Here is an 18,646-nt window from a genome sequence, read left to right on the forward strand (position 1 = left end):
CTATAACCAGACAAGTCTATTAATTATAATGAATCAGATGGTTCAACTGTTCCAGCCTACGAATGTTCAGCATGAGTAATCGTGTGAGAGAATCTTTTGCTAATGTTCAGGCAGACTATTATCCAGAGTTTAAGGCCAGCGATCCGTATATCAAATTGCAACAAAGGATCAATATTTTAGAGGAAAATCTATCTGCTAGCAGACGTATCTATAACGAAAATGTGACAAGCTATAATTCGATGATAAGTACTTTTCCTAATTTTTTATTTGCAGGGGCTATTGGATTTAAGTCGGAATTCCTGCTCAAGATGGAAGGGGCCAAACGGGCAGACGTTAATTGGACGGTATCCTAAGTGGACTTGATATAGAGAATTAAGATTGTCATGAGATTTAGAGGGAGGCGTTTCTATGAAAATCGTTATTGTGGATGATCATCCTTTAGTTAGAAGAGGGCTGGCATCTGTCATTTCAATGCAGCCAGGTGTGCATTTGGCTGGTGAAGCTACGAATGGTCAAGAAGCATTTGATGTGATTGAAGCGACAAAGCCAGATATTGTTCTCATTGATCTTAAGCTTGTTGATGAATCGGGCTTGGATATCATTAAGACAGCACGTGCTCGCGGCATGGTTAGTAAGTTCATTCTGTTGACTTCCTCTGCGAGCAGAGAGGATTTTTTGAGGGCTGAAGAAGTACTAGTAGATGGATATGTCCTAAAAGAGGCACTGCCGGAGGAGTTACTCTTTGCTATCCAGTTGGTGCATAAAGGGAGAAAGTACTATGATCCTGGTCTAATGGAAGAAAAGATGCGTATTAGCGGCAGCAGTCCGGCGGATGAATTAACACCGAAAGAGAAGGAAGTACTGATTGAACTTGGACAAGGTGCTTGCAACAGAACGATTGCTACACGTCTATATATCAGTGAATTTACGGTGAAGAAGCATGTCAGCCAGATTTTAGCGAAGCTGCAGGTTAATGATCGGACACAGGCAGCATTGTACGCAAACGCGATAGGGCTAACGAAATATGAAATGTGTTATGAGTAGAAATATAACATTAGCATTAAATACAAGGAGGTGTACCAGTAGCAGTTCATAGCTCTTGGGACACCTCCTGAATTTTTCTTTTTTTGTATGCAATGTATTTAGGAAGCGGCTATTTTTTGGCGGATTTGGGTCATCGCTTCTCTTGTTACCACTTCTCCGGCGGCTATGTAATCGTCCGCATCCTTAAAGCTGATTTGATTGAAGCCAAGATCGGGACGCAAGATTACATCTGCTAATTGCAGCTCTTCCTTTATCAGCTTTGCGCTCATGATGTCAATCGTATTCATTAAGGAATCTATTAGATGTCTGGCTGCTCCCTTCGTGAAGGATTCAGGGCAAACGTTAACTGCTATCACAATATCAGCTCCCATGCTTCTTACTAGCGCAGCTGGCACAGGATGAACAATGGCTCCATCGGCTAAGTGCTTTCCTTGATAGTTGACAGGTCGCATGGCTACGGGAACGGCTGTACTTGCGGCAATGGCATGTGCAAGCGAACCCGTCCTCATGATATGAGCCTCACCGGTGGAGACGTCTGAAGCTATCGCGCCAAAGGGTATAAGCAGCTCCTCAATTAGATGCTTACCGACATGCTTTTCGATAAAGCTGATGATGGGCGCGTTATGAACAAGGGACCGCATAGGGAAGGTTGGACGCACCAGTTGTCCCCAACTGATCGTAGAAAGAACCTTCATACATTCTTTTACAGACATTCCGGCTGCATAGGCTCCTCCGACCATAGATCCGACGCTTGTTCCTGCGATCATGTCTATGGGAATGCCCTCCTGCTCCAGAATGTTTAACACCCCAAGGTGAGCCATGCCTCTGGCTGCACCGCTTCCTAACGCCAGACCAATAACGGGGCGGTCTCCTACTTTACGGACTCGGCCGAAGCGGAGATGGTGACTGTAGATCATACGTCCTTCGCTCCGAATATAGGCTTCCCTCACGATATTTCTTAATTCCTCTACATTATTGTCGAGGTAAGGGAACAGGGACAGCATGCTCAGGGCATCTTGAGAGAGGATTTCTTGCGCATTGCCCGCTCCTTCTTTCTCTAGAAAGTATTGCGCAAGCAGCGGTATATCTTCAGTTCGCTCACGAAGAGGAGGCACAGGCAAGACCGCTAAGTGTGAAACAATCTTCAAGGGACAAGTGCTAGTCAGGATGATTCGAATCTGTGCAGCTGCCTCCAGCAGCTGTAGTAGCTTCTCAGAAGGACAACATTCTGCTTCCTCGATGACAATGGTTCCTCCTTTTGCCGCAATAACCTTGGTCTCCCAATCAACGAGGCTCATGTCTGCTACATTTAACACCAGTAGCGGGTATTGTCCGTTCGTTGCTCGGTAATGAAGTGCTCTTGCTGCATTTACCTTCCCTGTACCGGATTCACCTATCACGACAACATGGACCCGCTCCGTCGACAGATGTTCAATCGACCTGAGAAGTGTGCGCATTTCGGCGCTTTCTCCGATCAGTTCACCATAACGCTCTTGTTCCTCAGATTCATGAAGCTTCATGATGATCTGACTTTTCGAGTGCTCTTCCAGTACACGTTCGTTGGAATTTTGGATTCTCTTGATCATGGATTGGATGATCTGGCTCCGGAACTCGCGATTTTTGTCCATCAACAGCAGCATGCCACTTCTGGATACGGATATTAGATGAACGTTATCGATCGCTTCTACATGTGCACTGATGGGGTCTCCGGTAAGACAGGACATTTCCCCGAAGAACTGGCCTTTCGAGAGTATAGCCAATTCTACCTTTATTTCCGTACTAATAAATACTTGTACCTGACCGGATACCAAAATATAAACCCGCTGGCTGACCTCGCCCTTTTGCATGATAAGCTTGCCGGGTTCATAATGCTGTTCTTGCATTTCTGGAGCTAACTGTTGTAATTCTTCAACGGACAGGTGCTCAAGCATAGGGTAGTCTATGTAGGAAAGATGCAATTTGAATCCTCCTTATGTGGAGATGATTGAGTATTTTTTCCTATATTATCACAATGCAATTTTATAGATGTCATATGACAAAATAGATGACAAAGTTAATTACAACATAGGATTCTATGGCGAGATCAGATGATATAATGAGTATAATTGCTTTGCGAGATTGCTTATTCTGTCTACCTAATTGTAACTAGGGAGTGCTGTTCATGTTTGAGTTGCAAGGATACCAAACTTTAGATCTGATAGAGACTACCTCAGATATCAGGCTGTACAGACTCCTACGTCAAGAAGATGGCCTTAGGGTTATCGCCAAGACAACTACAGGCGAGTACCCGGGATCTACTATGGTTGATGCTTTTCGTCATGAGTATGACATGCTTAAGCGACTTAGCGGTCGTGGAGCAATCGAGGCATATAGACTGGAAATCACGCCGGATCGGCCAGTCCTCCTCCTAAAAGATATAGAGGGGAGTACGCTGGATCAGATACTGCGTACACCTGATTCATTGGAGCTTCCAGTACTGCTTCGGATCGCCATCGCTGTTGCTGATTGCCTTATGCAAATTCATCGTGAAAAAATAACACTAAATGAACTGACCCCCGCTCATCTAATCGTCAATCCAATTACTTTTGAAGTGAAATTTATTGATATACGAATGTGCTCCGCTGAAAATGATACCAGTCCATTGTCACCCTTAAGCGGGCGGCCGGATACCTTGCTTCCTTATATATCGCCAGAGCAAACGGGTCGAACTGGGTTGAACCCGGACTATCGTTCTGACTTTTATTCGCTTGGAGTCATTATGTATGAATGTCTCTCAGGCAGTCGCCCCTTTGAGCTTCATGATGTTGTTGATATTGTATATCGTCATCTTGCAGATACACCTGAGCCTTTACATCGCAGGTTTCCCACTATCCCTCTATCTGTCTCTGACATTGTTGCTAAATGCATGGAGAAAATGCCTGATGCGAGATATGCCAGCGCCTTTGGAATCAAGTCGGATCTTGAGAAATGTCAAACCCACCTACAACAATACGGGTACATCGAGCCCTTCCTATTAGGAAGCTGGGATATTCCGGAACGCTGGATGGTATCGGAACGATTCTACGGAAGACATTTTGAGAAACTAAGCTTACGAGAAGCACTGAAACGAGCATCACAAGGTGCTGTAAAGACGGTCTGGCTTAGTGGTGAGAGTGGTATCGGCAAAACAACCTTTCTAAAAGAAACGCTTAGAAATTCGATTTCTTTGGATGGTTTTTTCGCCAGAGGCAAATTCGAATCTCTACATACCTCACTCCCTTATGGCATCTGGCATCAAGTTATAGAAGAATTGGTCAGTCAACTGCTGATGGAAACGAAGCTGCAGGTGGAGGTTTGGAAGCTGCGTATTTTACAGGCAGTGGACAGTTACGGGCAATTATTGATCGAACTTGTCCCTAAGCTTGAGCTCTTGATTGGCCCCCAACCTTCCGTGCCTCCGTTGCCGCCGCTGGAAGCTCAGCATCGATTTCAATTAATCATGAGCCGATTTATTCAACTCTTTCCTCATGAAGATCATCCCTTGATCTTGATATTGGACAATCTGCAATGGGCGGATGAAACATCGCTGCAATATCTTACTTCGCTTATAGAGGACACGGCCACGAGTCATCTGCTAATCGTTCTTTCCTATCGTGATCGGGAAATCACGAGGCTGCACCCACTCAGTAGGCTGGAAAAGCATTTGATAGACCGCAACGTAGTGATGAGTAGAATATCTCTACAAGCGCTTGAACTCACCGATTTAAAACAACTGCTACTGGATGTTTTGCGTTACGAGGCTACTGACTTGGACGAGTTAGCGCGGGTACTTCTGCATAAGACAGATGGGAATCCACAATTTATTAAGCAATTCCTTCAGGATTTGATTGATGATCAGCGAGTGGAATTTGACGAGGATCTTCGAAGCTGGAAATGGGACCTCCAGCGCATTACTGAATTGAATGTTCCTGATAATGCAGCAGCCTATCTTTCAAGTAAGTTACAGCAATTTCCTGATCAGACGGTGTATGCACTTAGTAGAGCTGCATTACTGGGCAGCATATTTGATGTGGGTACGCTTGCCGAAATTACGGAGATTCCGGTAGAGACATTGACCGAAGCGTTGGAAGTCGCTGTAAATGGACGTGTGCTACAACCTGTTAACGGGGAGGAATATACGCATTTTAAATTCCAGCACAACCGTATTCATCGGGCGGCTTATGCTCTTGTTCCCGAAGAGGTGCGCCCAGAGCTACATTGGAGGATTGGCATGCTATTGCTAAGCCACAGCTCTCTTAGTGAAGGAACAATTCTGTTTGAGGCGGTCCATCATTTCAATCAGGCGCTTACATGGATAGATCGTCCCGAACAGAGGCTTCAACTGGTAGAGCTCAACTTACAGGCAGGGATAAAAGCGAAGCAAACGACTGCACATGAGACAGCCTTACAATATATGCTTCAGGCAACAGCGATACTAGAGGAGCAGAGCTGGGAGGAGCATTATGGGCTAACCTTCCGGGTATTTCGTGAGAGGGCCGAGCTTGAATACTTATGTTCACATTTTGATAAGGCTAATGAATTATTTCATCTGTTAATCCATAAAGCTGCGACAAATACGGATAAGGCTTACATCTACGCGATGAAGGTTCAATTGGAAGCAAGTAATGATAACCATGAAGAGGTTATCTCCTTAGGTCGGCATACATTATCGCTATTGAAAGTGAGCCATCAATTTGATCCTAGCTATGTTCAATTGACGCTTCAATGGTTAAGATTGCGGCGCAGACTACAGAAGGTCTCACTCGAATCGCTTAATCTTTTACCGCCGATGACCGACGAGGCTCGTAGAGTCGCAATGACCACTTTAGATCATACGAGCAATGCCTGCTTCTATGTCAACCGAGATGGGTGGCTCGCTTCTTCCTTCACCATGATTGAATTGACGCTCGATTATGGGATGACTCCGGAGGCTTCCATTGGATTCATAGGCTATGCAATGTTTCAATACTATTACTTCCGTAATGATGAAGAAACATTTAAATGGGCCATGCTGGCTTGCAGCTTATCGGAACCCTATCCTAAAGTACATATGACAACCTTAGCTGCGTTCGCAATGTGCTACGATAGCTGGCGGCATTATGATCCAGCTATGCTCCGTATGTTTACCGAGAAAGCAGGTAAAGTGGGACTGGAATCAGGTGACTTATGGAAGGGTAACCAGAGTGTGCTAATCAACTGTGCCTCCCTTTTGCAATTTGGCCATCCGTTAGGCGATATCTATGATCGGTTAATTGCTCATTCCGGTGATTTGCTGCGCCATAACAACAGTCTTCATTGTAAGCAGGCTATCATAGCTGCAGCTACTCTAGTTCGATTGACAGGTTATCGCTCACTAGATGATCCATTTAACATTGCAGAGATTAGCGAACCTGATTTTGCACAGTCAGTTCATGGAGATACCTTTAATTTTATACAAGAAATGGTCTGGATACACCGATATTTGACAGGTTATGTATTTGGGGAGTACCGCGAAGCCAGTGCGGCATTAGCGAAATCAGCTGCCATTATAAAATCACGTGAAGATGGCTTAGACAGTCCCATGCAGACCGTGTATGAATGTTTAGTCTGGGCTCAGTTATATGAGGAATTTAACGCTGAAGAGCAACGTGTATACCGGGTAAAAATGCACAGTCGGCTGAAGAAAATGAAAAAGTTTGCTAAGCGTTGCCCGGAAAATTATGAGCATAAATATTTGTTGATGAAGGCTGAGCTGACTCGCCTATCGCGAGATCCACGACAAGCTGAAGCCTTGTATGAGCAGTCTATTGAGGCTGCTCGTATCAACGGCCATATTCACGATTTAGCGATGGCGGCGGAATGCTACGGCAAGTATGGACTTCGTCATGGCAAATTACATCTAGCAAGAATCTATATGACTGAGGCCTACGAGGCTTATCTGCAATGGGGCGCAAAGGCTAAAGCGGCTGACCTTGAGCAGCAGCATAGCCATTTGCTGCATATTAAACGGGAGCCCGGGCTCGATCGAGTCGATTCCCTTTCTGTAGTTATGTCTGCTCAAGCTTTATCGGGCGAGATGGAGATGAGTCGATTATTGGCCACGCTGATGCGGATCATGCTCCACAATGCTGGGGCCGAATATGGGGCAGTTATTTTTGATCATGATGGCAAATGGATGGTTGAAGCTTACGGTACCTCAGAGGCTCAGCATATCGAATCTGTTCCTCTCGGGGAAGAGTCAGATCTTGTTCCGGCAGCGATCATAGCCTATGCAGCAAGAACACAGGAGCAGGTTGTATTACATGATGCGCTCAGTGAGGGGATATTTACGCGTAACGTTTACGTTAGGAAGAATAGACTGAAATCGGTTCTTTGTCTTCCTATCATGAATCAGAATAAATTGGTTTGCTTGCTCTATTTGGAGAATAACCTATCCCCGGGTGTATTTACGCCAAGTAGACTCGATGTGCTCAAGCTGCTTGGTTCACAATGCGCAATCTCAATCGCTAACGCCAAGCTGTATTCGGGAATCCAATATCTTAAAAAAAATCTAGAGGACCAAGTTGTAGAAAGAACTCGTAGTCTGGAGCGTTCGATGCGAGAAACATCTGCGGCTTTGGCCGAAGCTACCGTCTTTGAGGAACGCAATCGTATTGCCCAAGAGATTCATGATATTGTTGGGCATACACTTACATCGACGATTCTGCAGATTGAAGCTGGCAAGCGGCTGCTTCAGAAAAAAGATATAGATAGTGGCTTTCAGCGACTGGTTGAAGCACAGGATCTTGTTCGGCATAGCTTGAATGAAATCCGCGGCTCTGTCCATATGCTGAAGGAGGACAAGTATTCGGACCTCACGGTCATGTTGAAGCAACTGATACGCGATACTGAACGTAATGCGGGCGTTGTCGTCCATGCCATTATTTATGATCTGCCGGAGGCCATGTCAACAGCCTATAAAAAGGCCATCTATCATGCTTTGCAGGAGGGCCTAACGAACGGAATCAGACACGGTAAGAGTACGGAGTTTCATTTTAGTCTGGAGTCTGTCGGAGCAAATTTACAGTTTAGGCTCAAAGATCGTGGGTCAGGAGATAGTCATATAGTGATGGGTTTTGGACTTAGGACGATGAAAGAACGGGTGGAGCAACTGGGAGGTAGCTTATCCATCGATTCAGAAATGAATGAGGGATGTCTACTGGAAATCGATCTGCCAATGCGAAGGGTTGGGAATAGAAAATGAGTAAGATAAAGATTGTAATTGCCGATGATCAATTGTTGACGCGTGAAGGGCTTCGTACCATTCTGGATCTGGAGGATGATATGGAGGTGGTCGGCGCTGCCAAGAACGGGGAAGAGGCCTGCGAGATGGTGGAAGCATTCCAACCCGATCTGGTACTGCTTGATGTTCAAATGCCGATCATGAATGGGATCAGTGCACTAAAACGAATCAAGCAGATTCGTCCGGATATATTCATTCTGATTTTAACCACTTTTATAGAGACCGATTATATTGTTGAGGGTATGGCATTTGGCGCAAGCGGCTATATGCTGAAGGATATGGATGCTGATAAAATGATTTCTTCGATCCGTGATACGATATCCGGGCAATTTATTCTGCCAGCTCCGGTAGCAGCCAAATTGGCGACGAGGATGAATAGATTGACGGAGGAGTACGAACATTGGCAAAGATCCAATATAGATCGTATGAGTCTGACAGAACGGGAAGAGGAGCTGGCGCAGCTCATTATCCGGGGACTTAACAACCGCGAAATTGCCGATACACTGCATATTGCGGAGGGGACAGCCCGTAACTATATTAGTAATCTTTATAGCAAATTAGAGGTGGTTGACCGGGCTCAAGCGATTGTGCGCCTTCAAGCTATTATGTAACCATAGTTGATGCTAACGAATTACTGTAGGGGCCAAGTAATCAAACATTGGAAAATTTCTCAGTACTCCAAATGTAACGGTTAGGATCAACATCACAGCCATAATTCCATGGCTAAGTGGTTGGATACGTTTCTTTTCAGTAATTAAGTACAACATATACAGAGGCGCTAGAATAAATAGCAACGGGTTAAATCTAAACGCCTGAACGAAGTCGAACTTTAACAAGGATAGAATAACTCTTGTGATTCCACATCCCGGACAATAAAATCCAGTCCATTCATGAAATAGACAAGGTATACCTAGATTGGTTAAAGGCATCCATACAGTGAAATACAGTAAGCCAAGGAGACTTAAGGACACACTCCAAAATAGTTTAGGGTGTGTCCTTCTATGAATCGTAAAATTATACCAATTTGTTAACATCAGATTGCACCAAAGCGTATGTGACAATACCAAAACTAAAGATTGTGAGGATCACGTACAGAGCTGAATTATCGGATACGAGATAGCCGCGTTGTCTTTGAGCTTCTGCAACATGTTTACCGATCTGGTAGGCCCAAACCAGGCTCCATATCCCGCAAGTAATCAATGTTAGAAGAAAATGCTTTCCTCCTGTGAATGTGTAGTCTCCACTTAGCTTTCCTACGTCATTCGTTAGAACAATAAACCAAAATATTCCGTATATTCCACATGTAATTAATGACAGTATAATGGAAAATGCGACACTCCTTTGACTAATCATTGTTCACTCTCCTATGTATTTATATGAAAATTTTACATTATTATCATAGACAATTGTGAAAATATATACAAGATAATATTTAGTAGTTTGTTTTTTTAAGAAACGTGGAACAAGCTTACTATCTGGATATAGTGGATTCCTTCATGAATATGAAATATACTTTTAAAGATTAGCCGCAAGACAGCTAGAATTTGAACTACGATTGGAGAAAATGAAACAATGTCTAATTTACCGAACTGCCCGAAATGTAATTCTGAGTACACTTATGAAGATGGAAGTCTACTAGTCTGCCCGGAATGTGCACACGAGTGGACATTAGAATCAGAGTCTGAGAATAGTGAAGATCAAAAGGTTATCAAAGATGCCAATGGCAATGTATTAAACGACGGCGACTCAGTAACTGTAATCAAAGACCTTAAGGTAAAAGGAAGCTCATCTGTTCTGAAGATAGGTACCAAAGTCAAAAACATCCGTTTAGTGGACGGAGATCATGATATTGATTGCAAAATTGATGGGTTTGGGGCTATGAAATTAAAATCCGAATTTGTTAAAAAGATATAAAAGAAAGAATCAGCTTACCTTCGATAGAAGTAGGGCTGATTCTTTCTTTTTTAGGTAATATTTAAAGGCGTGTCATCTTATGATTTCAACAATTTGGTTTCGTCCTGCATTTTTGGCTTGATATAAAGCTTTGTCCACAGATTCGAATAAATCATTTAGTTGATTGGTCGGGCTTTCTGCAAACTGCTCTGCAAAATTATTAATGGACAGTAGTCCCATGCTTACAGTGATGGATACAGAATGAGCAACCTCATCCACATGTACTTTATTGGCCTCTATCATGAATTTGATATGCTCTGCCCAGAGGTTTGCTTGTGTGTGATTTGTATTTGGTAAATAGACGATAAACTCTTCCCCGCCATAGCGTGCCAGAATATCCGTCTCCCTTAGCGATTGCTTAATGACCTCTACCGTGCTGCAAATTACAACATCGCCCACTAAATGGCCGTAATTGTCGTTCACCGTTTTGAAAAAGTCGATATCCAGTAGAATGATGGCAAAAGGCTGCTTCAATATCATATTTTCTATGATCTCTTGTTCTAAGTACTGCGTTAAGTAATGACGGTTATAACAACCTGTTAAGCTGTCGGTTATGGCCATCTGCTTGAGTTTTTGGTTGGTCTGAGAAAGCTCATTCTGGATTTCAATTAATGCCAGATTACGCTCTTGCAGGATCTCGTTCTGCTGATTAGTCTCAGCAATGAGGCGATGCAGCTCGCTTCTATCCTGAAAGGTGAGAATCCGTCCAACCATGATCTCGCCTACGACAATGGGTTCCGCTGTAATATTGATGTACGCTTGGAGCGAGGTGTAGAATACTTCAACTTCGCTTCTCTCCATGGGCTGTTTAAGATATGTATGTTGAAACAATCGGAAAGCGCTGGCAGTCTGCTCCAGAGGGGTTAGCGCCGATAAGTCGAAGCGATCACCGATCTGTAGGTTGATTTTTGGCAAAAGCGATCGATTGATCTCTACCACAGTCTCGTTATCATCCAGTACAAGAATACCTAGTGTGAGTGTGTCAATGATATCCTGATGAGCGATGGTTACGAGATCAAATATTTTATCACGATGGATGGCAATGACGAAAAAGATGGCAGAGATTAGTATCCCCAGAGAGGTCATCCCCGGAATCACCGGCTGAGATTTAAACAGTACCACATTAAGAAAGACATCCAGTAATACAAATACAGTCAGCACTAGCACACCTTTGAGTACATGAGTAACCTGTTTTTTGATCCGCTGTGTGGCGTTCGATATAAGCGCTGAATAGATGATATACAGAGAAATAATAATGGTGCAGATCAAGAAGAGAATAAACAGCCAAAAAAGCGGACCATAAGATCTTTCAACATATCCACCATGCATTGGCAGTACAAAGCTTTGCTTTGGATTGACGATCACTCCAATTAAGATCAATGCTGCGACAATGTATAGGATCAGCGTTTTCTTTTTTCGGAGGAGATATGATTTTCCAGTGAGAAATATCGTAAAAAGAAGCCATCCAATCGTTAACAGTATCGAGTCAATAAAAGCGAGCTTCACATAAAACAATTGAACATCGGGATCCGCTGTAGTTTTGAGAGCAAATTGACAGAAGGGCCATAACATCATCGTGAAATGGAAAGTCAAGTAAACCTTATGTAAGTTAGTGATTGTTACAGTAACAAATATGTAGATGAATAGAACGAAAAGAACGAAGAATAATGATAAGTCAATCCATGTCATGACATTCAATTCGGTAACACCTTCTTATATAAAAAAATAGGTTCATCTTTATTCATTTAAGCTCGAAACCTTCTCCCACTCGGTTAGCAGCTCTTTTACGCTCTGTGCGGACTGTGGCTTACTGAACAAGTAACCTTGAATTTTATCGCAGCCTTGCTCCTGTAGGTAATCGAGTTGTACAGTTCGCTCCACACCTTCTGCAATAACACACATATTCATGCGTTTACCAATCATAATAATTTGTTCGACAAGAACGGCTTGATGTGTCCCTGTTCGAATGGAATCAATGAAGGACTTGTCTATTTTTAAAGTCGAAATCGGCATATGAGTAAGATAGCTTAAGGAGGAATAACCGGTACCAAAGTCATCCAAGGCAATTTTGATGTTGTGAGCTCTGAGTTCAGTTAGTTTACTGCTCACATATTCGTAAGATTCAACCAGAACACTCTCTGTAATCTCCAGCTCTAAGTATTCAGGATCTAGTCCGGAGGCTTGCAAGGTGTCTAGAACTAACTCATTGAAGTCGCTTTGCAATAGCTGCAGCATTGATATATTAACAGACATCGTCAGATGTGATAATCCTTGCTCATGAAGACTTTTTAAAAAGGCACAGGCTGTTCTGAGCACCCACGCTCCGAGAGGAATAATGAGGTGGGAATCTTCTGCTATTTTGATAAACTTATCCGGAGGGACCATGCCTAGTATGGGGTTGTTCCAGCGCATAAGAGCCTCTAGTCCCGTCACCCTGTTCTGAGTCAGATCAATCTGGGGTTGATAGAATACCTCTAGCTCATTTTTCTCTAAAGCATTATACAACTGCTTCTCAATGTTCATTCGCTCAGTAAAGGTATCATTGAGCGGTTGATCAAAGACAATAATTTGACCCTTGCCAGCGTCTTTGGCTTTATACATAGCGATGTCTGCGCATTTAAGGAGTTCCATAATATTACTTCCATGTTCGGGGTGAGCACTGATTCCGATGCTTAGGCTAACATGTAGCAGACTGTCATCCATCTCAATCGCATCTTTAAAACCGGCAATAATGTGAGAGGCTACACTAGTTATACACTGACTGTTCTCAATAGAATATAAAAGAACGATGAACTCATCCCCGGCGAAACGATACACTTCCCCACTACTCCCAACCAGGGACACCAATCTCTCACTAACCTTAACAATTAGCCGGTCACCAAATTCATGGCCCATCGTATCATTTACATATTTGAAGTAATCAATGTCGATGAACATTAAGGCTGCAATGTTATTCAGTTCCAAAATGTGAGGCCCATTCTCATAAAAAGCTAATTTGTTGGGCAAGCCGGTTAATAGATCATGATACGCCAGGTAATGCATCCTTTCTTCATTCATGGCTAGCTTCTCTTGATTCTCAATGAGCTGATCATATTGCTGTCTGAGTTCTTCTTCCGTAGCTGTGATTTCCTCATAGGCGGCCTCTAGATTTTCGTGGGCGCTCACCCTATCCCTATAGGCAAGATCCAGTTTCTTCTCGATCCTTTTAATCCGTTTCAGAGTACCTAGAATTAATGCAAAGATAAGCAAAGCTGTTATGAGGATAAAGAACCAGCCTTTAATTATATTAATAAGTCTTATCCACTCCGGATCTCGCGTAAAAGTGGAAACGGCCTTATCTGTTAAAGGGATCCATAAGCACCCAACAATAAAATATATTATGGCGATTTTTAACGAGCCCCGAACAGGATTGAAGGTTTGTTTGGATATGGAATTTTTGTGTTTATTTCTTTGAAGCATATGTCCCTCCTATATCAAGCATGAGATGCATGAGAGCTACTTGTTTTAGATCATTTCAACATATTTCATCAAAATCCTCTATTTGTCAGTGATGTTCTGCAAATTTTAAAAATGAGTTTTTGGACAAGCTGGATCTAGGCATTAATGCCTAGCTATGCTTGAACGTAACTTGTGTTATAATCAAACAAATAACTCGAAGAGAAAATTATAGTTAAGGGGGAATCGTAAGTGGAAATAGGTATCAGTACGTTCGTAGAAACAACACCGGATGTTCAATCGGGGGAGTTAATAAGTCATGCACAGCGATTGCGCGAGGTAGTAGAGGAGATTGTTCTTGCAGATAAGGTGGGTTTAGATATATTCGGTGTGGGTGAGCATCATCGAAAGGATTATGCCGCATCTTCTCCAGCAGTTTTGCTGGCTGCGGCTGCCTCACAGACGACACGAATTCGGCTGACCAGTGCGGTAACCGTGCTGTCCTCTGCTGATCCAGTACGTGTATTTCAGGATTTTGCAACACTTGATGGAATCTCAAATGGACGGGCAGAAATCATGGCAGGCCGGGGTTCTTTTATCGAATCTTTCCCGCTCTTTGGATACGATTTAAATGACTACGATGAGTTATTCGATGAGAAGCTTGACCTGTTGTTAAAAATAACGGCATCTGAAAAAGTAACCTGGAGTGGAAATCACCGACCAGCCATTAATAATCTGGGGATTTATCCGCGCCCCGTTCAGAATCCTTTGCCCGTATGGATTGGTAGTGGAGGCAATACGGAATCTGTGATTCGTGCTGGCCTGCTCGGGCTGCCACTTGTGCTCGCAATTATTGGAGGAAGTCCGTTGCAATTTGCTCCACTGGTGAAGCTCTATAAGAAAGCGGCGGCCCAAGCAGGACATGATGTGTCGAAGCTTCCGGTTGCCTCACACTCGCACGGCTTTATTGCAGAGGATAATCAGCTTGCGGCCGATATGTTCTTCCCCTCTACGCAGGCTAGCATGAATGTGATTGGTCGTGAGCGTGGCTGGGGTCATTATAGTCGGGCGAGCTTTGATGCGGCACGTAGATTTGAAGGTGCTTTGTATGTAGGAGATCCAGACACTGTTGCTGAGAAGATTATTCACCTACGCAAACACGTAGGAATTACACGCTTTATGCTGCATGTACCGCTAGGTACGATGCCTCATAAGGATGTAATGAGAGCCATAGAACTATTGGGTACTGAAGTAGCGCCAATTGTTCGAGCTGAGATATCGAGATGGGAAGCGGAGGTCGAAGCAAAATAGGATTGACCCTTTCTGGATTAATCAGTATAATCTTACCAATTTATTGAGGTTGTACTGATTGGAGGAGGGAACTGAAGTGGCGGATCGAATCATAGCGGATAGACTTGAGGAATTAGGTATTGTCCTGCCTAGTGCTAGTGAACCGGCGGCAAAATATGCTAACTACGTTATAGTTAATGGATTATGTTTTGTATCGGGAAAAGGACCTGCCGGGCATCCCAAAGGCAAGCTGGGACAAGACTTCACCACCGAAGAAGGCTATCATTTTGCACGTCAGGCTGGTATAGAGATCCTTGCCGTCCTTGAGTCAGCTCTAGGTTCCTTGGATAAAGTGAAGAGAGTGGTCAAAATTCAAGGATTTGTGAATGCAGATCCCTTATTCGAAGAACATCATAAAGTGCTCAATGGCTGTTCGGATTTAATGCTGGAGGTATTCGGAGACAAGGGCAGTCATGCTCGTTCGGTATTGGGCGCTATTTCTGTAAGGGATAATCTTCCGATCATTATCGATTCTATTTTTGAAGTGGATTAAAAGGAGGGCTGTGGCACCGAAAGGTGACCGCAGTCCTCTTTTTTACATGGTTTGAGAAGTAGTTAGACAGCAACCCCAATAATTGTAACAAAACTAATTACCCTTTTTTTAGTAATAATAATTGAACATATCAATCAACGAGGTGATGACATCATGAGGATTCATAAGAAAGCCACACTACTTGTACTGCTTACATCTATACTCTATACTGCTCCAGCCCATGCGGCGGTGACGCCTCAGAATCAGGTTACAGGCGTTTTTCTGGATGATCGGCAGCTTGAATTAGAGGTTCAGCCCTTGCTCATAAACGGTACAACGCTTATTCCCATGCGCAAGCTGTTTGAAGAACAGGGAGCAAAGATTTCATGGAACAACGATACCAAAACAGTTAAGGCCACTAAGGGAGCGCTGGTGCTGACTTATCAAATAGGAGATTTAACCGCGAACAAAAATGGACAAGCCTTAAGCTTAACCGTTCCGGGTCAGGTTGTCGGTGGTAATACGATGATGCCGCTGCGTTTTGTCAGCGAGGCTCTAGGCAGCACCGTGAAGTGGGAGGCTAACACTCGGACCGTCCGCATCTATTCAGCGCTGAATTACGATACAACGATTCGTTATGGGGTTAACCTGCGCAGTTCGCCGAATTCATCGGATCATTCAGGTGTCCAGCAAATGTTGTCCGTAGGCGATAAAGTCCATATCGTTAGAGAAGTGGATGCTTTGTGGTTAGAAGTGCGAACGCAAGACAACAAGACGGGGTACATATCTGCTAAACCGAAATATAGCAATTATACTAGTGAGTCGCTTGCTGAGAAGCAGGGAAGCGCGTTGCTTGCTTATGGAGAAAAGTATCTGGGAACCCCTTATGAATTCGGTGCGGCGACGAACCAGACGTCTACCTTTGACTGTTCTTCTTTCGTAGCACATTTATTAGAGAACGTGTTGTCGGTGGATCTGCCACGCGCCTCTTATAATCAAGCCAAAGAAGGGAAGGAAGTTGGGATCAGCGAACTGCGTAAAGGAGATCTATTGTTCTTTAGTGCACGTGGTCTCGACATTGGTCATGTTGCCATGTATGCGGGAAATAATCAGATATTGCATACGTATTCTAAGGAGCAAGGCGTCCATTATGAAGCCCTGAGTGAGAAGTGGAAGAAGCGTTTTGTGACGGCCCGTAGAATGTTTTAGATTGGGTAGCGATTAGGCTATAATGATCACGATGAAGAAGCATCCGAATACATTTGGGGGATGAAGCATAGTGACTAAAACCATCGTAGAAAAGCTGAACTTACAAAAATACAACCAAGTAGCGATATTGAGTAAACCAGAAGGCTCCGATTATTTAGCGGAATTGACGGATTATGATACTTCGCTAAATGGGGCGTATGATCTTATATTTGCCTTTGTACTAGACATGGCGTCGTTACAGGAACTAGTGAACCGTGTGATTGAGCAACAGCATCTTCATAAGAATGGCTATCTCTTTGTGGCGTATCCTAAAAAGGGAAACAAAGTGTATCCGACCTTTATTCATCGTGACGACTTACTAGAGGGTCTGGGCAGTGATGAGAATGGCTACATCGGGACAAGCAATATTAAATTTGCACGCATGGTAGGTTTGGATGATGTCTTTACAGTTGTGGGGTTAAAAGAGGATGCTAAGGGGAAAGGTCAGCTTTCCAATACCCCAAGTCAATCTGTGGATGACTATATTTCTTTCATTCCAAATGTGGAGCAAGATCTGAAAGATACGTCGGATTTGCTTGCGATCTATGAATCGCTTACCCCGGGATACCGCAAAGACTGGGCTCGATATGTCTATACTGCCAAACAAGAGGCAACAAGAGCTAAGCGTAAAGAGGAAATGAAGAAGATTCTACAGGCTGGTTATAAGAGTCGTGAGCTGTATCGGCAAGCCAGTAGTACTGAACTCTAACTAGACCTTTCTTCATCAAAAAGATTATTTGCAGACATAAAGACGGTTTTTGAACTCCTTTTCCGTCTATGTTATGAACTTGATTGTTAAGGAGGCAGATAGTGACTTGTACGGATGCAGAACTGGTAGATAAGGTGTGTAAAGGGGATATGGATGCATTCAGTGGGCTTATCGGCAAATATTCCAACGCAGTATACGGAGTAGCTTACGGTAAATTGGGTGATTTCCACACCGCGCAAGACATTACACAAGAGGTTTTTGTTAAGACCTATCGTAATTTACCCAACTTAAAGGAGCCAGAGAAACTCGCCAGTTGGTTATATGCAGTTACTTCACGGGAATGTATGGATTGGTTTAGGGCGAATAAGAAGAAAGCTGCATATGAATTCATGGAGCAAATCGAGGTTTCTCAGCTGGAGACCACTGAAGATCAGCTCCTCCGAAAAGAACTCCAGCAAGATGTGTGGAAGGCATTAAACACCTTATCCGAAGCTAACCGTATAGTCACCATTCTATTCTATATCGACAACTACAAGGTTAGGGAAATCGCTGATTTCCTTGATTTATCTATTGAAGCTGTCGAGAGTAGACTCCGCAGATCAAGAACGATCTTAAAAAGGGAGATGTTGAGTACAGTGAATAACAATCTAAGTGAAAACAAATTGCAGGACGAATTTAAAAAGAGAGTTTTTCAGGATGAAAGAATGCCTGAAACCAACTTTCGTCGTGTGGCTATGGGCCAAAGTGAATTCGATGATATTGATATGCCTAAGACGAACTTTTCTAATGTAAATATGGCGGGTACTAAGTTTGACAATATTAATATGAGCAGTACTACTTTTAACGATATCAATATGCATCTTGTTAAGTTTAATGAAGTCGGATTGTGGGAAATCGAGGTTAGCAATAGTGAATTAGGAGAAGCCTATTTCCATGATATTCACTTGTATGGTAAAGGCAATAAGTTTGAACGATGCCAGCTTAACGGCACATCTTTTGTAGAGTGTGATCTTTCGAATGTAGAGATAAAAGATTGCAATCTTTCAGGCGTCACAGTTAATGGCATTTCATTAGAGGCTCTGCTAGAGAGTTATCATAAAAATAAATAATATTGCAACATTACTATTTATTCATCATAGATTTCATCAAAACCACT

Annotated in this window: 15 protein-coding genes; 10 read left to right on the forward strand and 5 right to left on the reverse strand. The window is 43.3% G+C overall.

The features are described from left to right. Nucleotides 1-83 precede the first annotated feature (83 nt). Complete coding sequence (locus MKY52_RS09960; RefSeq protein ID WP_341051156.1) at nt 84-353, forward strand: LemA family protein; 270 nt, start codon at nt 84-86, stop codon at nt 351-353. 55 nt (nt 354-408) lie between these two features. Then, nucleotides 409-1,044: a response regulator transcription factor gene (locus MKY52_RS09965; protein ID WP_341051157.1), complete on the forward strand. Its 636-nt coding sequence runs from the start codon at nt 409-411 to the stop codon at nt 1,042-1,044. 98 nt (nt 1,045-1,142) lie between these two features. On the opposite strand, the gene MKY52_RS09970 is transcribed toward MKY52_RS09965, so the two are convergent. Continuing rightward, the gene (locus MKY52_RS09970; RefSeq protein WP_341051158.1) at nt 1,143-3,002 is read right to left on the reverse strand and encodes a patatin-like phospholipase family protein; all 1,860 of its coding nucleotides are present in this window, start codon (nt 3,000-3,002) and stop codon (nt 1,143-1,145) included. 203 nt (nt 3,003-3,205) lie between these two features. Here MKY52_RS09970 and MKY52_RS09975 point away from each other — a divergent pair, with 203 nt between their 5' ends. Together MKY52_RS09975 and MKY52_RS09980 are read left to right on the forward strand one after the other, a co-directional pair. Beyond that, the gene (locus MKY52_RS09975) at nt 3,206-8,284 is read left to right on the forward strand and encodes an AAA family ATPase (RefSeq protein WP_341051159.1); all 5,079 of its coding nucleotides are present in this window, start codon (nt 3,206-3,208) and stop codon (nt 8,282-8,284) included. Next, a complete protein-coding gene (locus tag MKY52_RS09980) occupies nt 8,281-8,934 on the forward strand; it encodes a response regulator transcription factor (protein WP_341051160.1) in 654 nt (217 codons plus the stop codon). Before MKY52_RS09975 ends, MKY52_RS09980 begins: the two co-directional genes overlap by 4 nt. 12 nt (nt 8,935-8,946) lie before the next feature. Here the strand turns inward: MKY52_RS09980 and MKY52_RS09985 are convergent, their stop codons facing one another. After that, entirely contained in the window at nt 8,947-9,357 is a 411-nt protein-coding gene (locus tag MKY52_RS09985) for a DUF2752 domain-containing protein (RefSeq protein ID WP_149645471.1), read from the reverse strand. Then, nucleotides 9,338-9,676 (reverse strand): DUF4234 domain-containing protein, encoded by a 339-nt coding sequence (locus MKY52_RS09990; RefSeq protein ID WP_052404459.1) that lies wholly within the window; start codon nt 9,674-9,676, stop codon nt 9,338-9,340. Before MKY52_RS09990 ends, MKY52_RS09985 begins: the two co-directional genes overlap by 20 nt. Nucleotides 9,677-9,895: 219 nt before the next feature. Here MKY52_RS09990 and MKY52_RS09995 point away from each other — a divergent pair, with 219 nt between their 5' ends. Beyond that, nucleotides 9,896-10,237, forward strand: coding sequence for a zinc ribbon domain-containing protein YjdM (locus MKY52_RS09995; RefSeq protein ID WP_042131582.1), 342 nt, complete (start codon nt 9,896-9,898; stop codon nt 10,235-10,237). A gap of 72 nt (nt 10,238-10,309) precedes the next feature. Here the strand turns inward: MKY52_RS09995 and MKY52_RS10000 are convergent, their stop codons facing one another. After that, nucleotides 10,310-11,965, reverse strand: coding sequence for a histidine kinase N-terminal 7TM domain-containing diguanylate cyclase (locus MKY52_RS10000; RefSeq protein WP_341053385.1), 1,656 nt, complete (start codon nt 11,963-11,965; stop codon nt 10,310-10,312). 48 nt (nt 11,966-12,013) lie between these two features. After that, on the reverse strand, nt 12,014-13,735 hold the full coding sequence (locus tag MKY52_RS10005) for a putative bifunctional diguanylate cyclase/phosphodiesterase (protein ID WP_341051161.1): 1,722 nt from the start codon (nt 13,733-13,735) through the stop codon (nt 12,014-12,016). 228 nt (nt 13,736-13,963) lie between these two features. Here MKY52_RS10005 and MKY52_RS10010 point away from each other — a divergent pair, with 228 nt between their 5' ends. The 5 genes from MKY52_RS10010 to MKY52_RS10030 all read left to right on the forward strand — a co-directional run bounded on the left by MKY52_RS10010 (nt 13,964) and on the right by MKY52_RS10030 (nt 18,599). Next, complete coding sequence (locus MKY52_RS10010) at nt 13,964-15,022, forward strand: LLM class flavin-dependent oxidoreductase (protein ID WP_042192850.1); 1,059 nt, start codon at nt 13,964-13,966, stop codon at nt 15,020-15,022. Nucleotides 15,023-15,098: 76 nt separating this feature from the next. Beyond that, a complete protein-coding gene (locus MKY52_RS10015; RefSeq protein ID WP_341051162.1) occupies nt 15,099-15,554 on the forward strand; it encodes a RidA family protein in 456 nt (151 codons plus the stop codon). A gap of 153 nt (nt 15,555-15,707) precedes the next feature. Continuing rightward, complete coding sequence (locus MKY52_RS10020) at nt 15,708-16,742, forward strand: C40 family peptidase (RefSeq protein WP_341051164.1); 1,035 nt, start codon at nt 15,708-15,710, stop codon at nt 16,740-16,742. A gap of 67 nt (nt 16,743-16,809) precedes the next feature. Continuing rightward, entirely contained in the window at nt 16,810-17,490 is a 681-nt protein-coding gene (locus MKY52_RS10025) for a YdeI/OmpD-associated family protein (protein WP_341053386.1), read from the forward strand. Nucleotides 17,491-17,591: 101 nt separating this feature from the next. Next, nucleotides 17,592-18,599, forward strand: coding sequence for a sigma-70 family RNA polymerase sigma factor (locus tag MKY52_RS10030; protein WP_341051165.1), 1,008 nt, complete (start codon nt 17,592-17,594; stop codon nt 18,597-18,599). Nucleotides 18,600-18,646: the final 47 nt, after the last annotated feature.

Origin of the sequence: Paenibacillus sp. FSL P4-0184 (assembly GCF_038004625.1) — a bacterium.
Taxonomy (GTDB): Bacteria; Bacillota; Bacilli; order Paenibacillales; family Paenibacillaceae; genus Paenibacillus_AQ.

Bases quoted from the DNA above. Each gene is read 5' to 3' on its own strand.
- MKY52_RS09965 (WP_341051157.1), top strand. From the start codon at position 409: ATGAAAATCGTTATTGTGGATGATCATCCTTTAGTTAGAAGAGGGCTG.
- MKY52_RS09975 (WP_341051159.1), top strand. From the start codon at position 3,206: ATGTTTGAGTTGCAAGGATACCAAACTTTAGATCTGATAGAGACTACC.
- MKY52_RS09980 (WP_341051160.1), top strand. From the start codon at position 8,281: ATGAGTAAGATAAAGATTGTAATTGCCGATGATCAATTGTTGACGCGT.
- MKY52_RS09985 (WP_149645471.1), bottom strand. From the start codon at position 9,357: ATGTTAACAAATTGGTATAATTTTACGATTCATAGAAGGACACACCCT.
- MKY52_RS09990 (WP_052404459.1), bottom strand. From the start codon at position 9,676: ATGATTAGTCAAAGGAGTGTCGCATTTTCCATTATACTGTCATTAATT.
- MKY52_RS09995 (WP_042131582.1), top strand. From the start codon at position 9,896: ATGTCTAATTTACCGAACTGCCCGAAATGTAATTCTGAGTACACTTAT.
- MKY52_RS10000 (WP_341053385.1), bottom strand. From the start codon at position 11,965: ATGACATGGATTGACTTATCATTATTCTTCGTTCTTTTCGTTCTATTC.
- MKY52_RS10005 (WP_341051161.1), bottom strand. From the start codon at position 13,735: ATGCTTCAAAGAAATAAACACAAAAATTCCATATCCAAACAAACCTTC.
- MKY52_RS10020 (WP_341051164.1), top strand. From the start codon at position 15,708: ATGAGGATTCATAAGAAAGCCACACTACTTGTACTGCTTACATCTATA.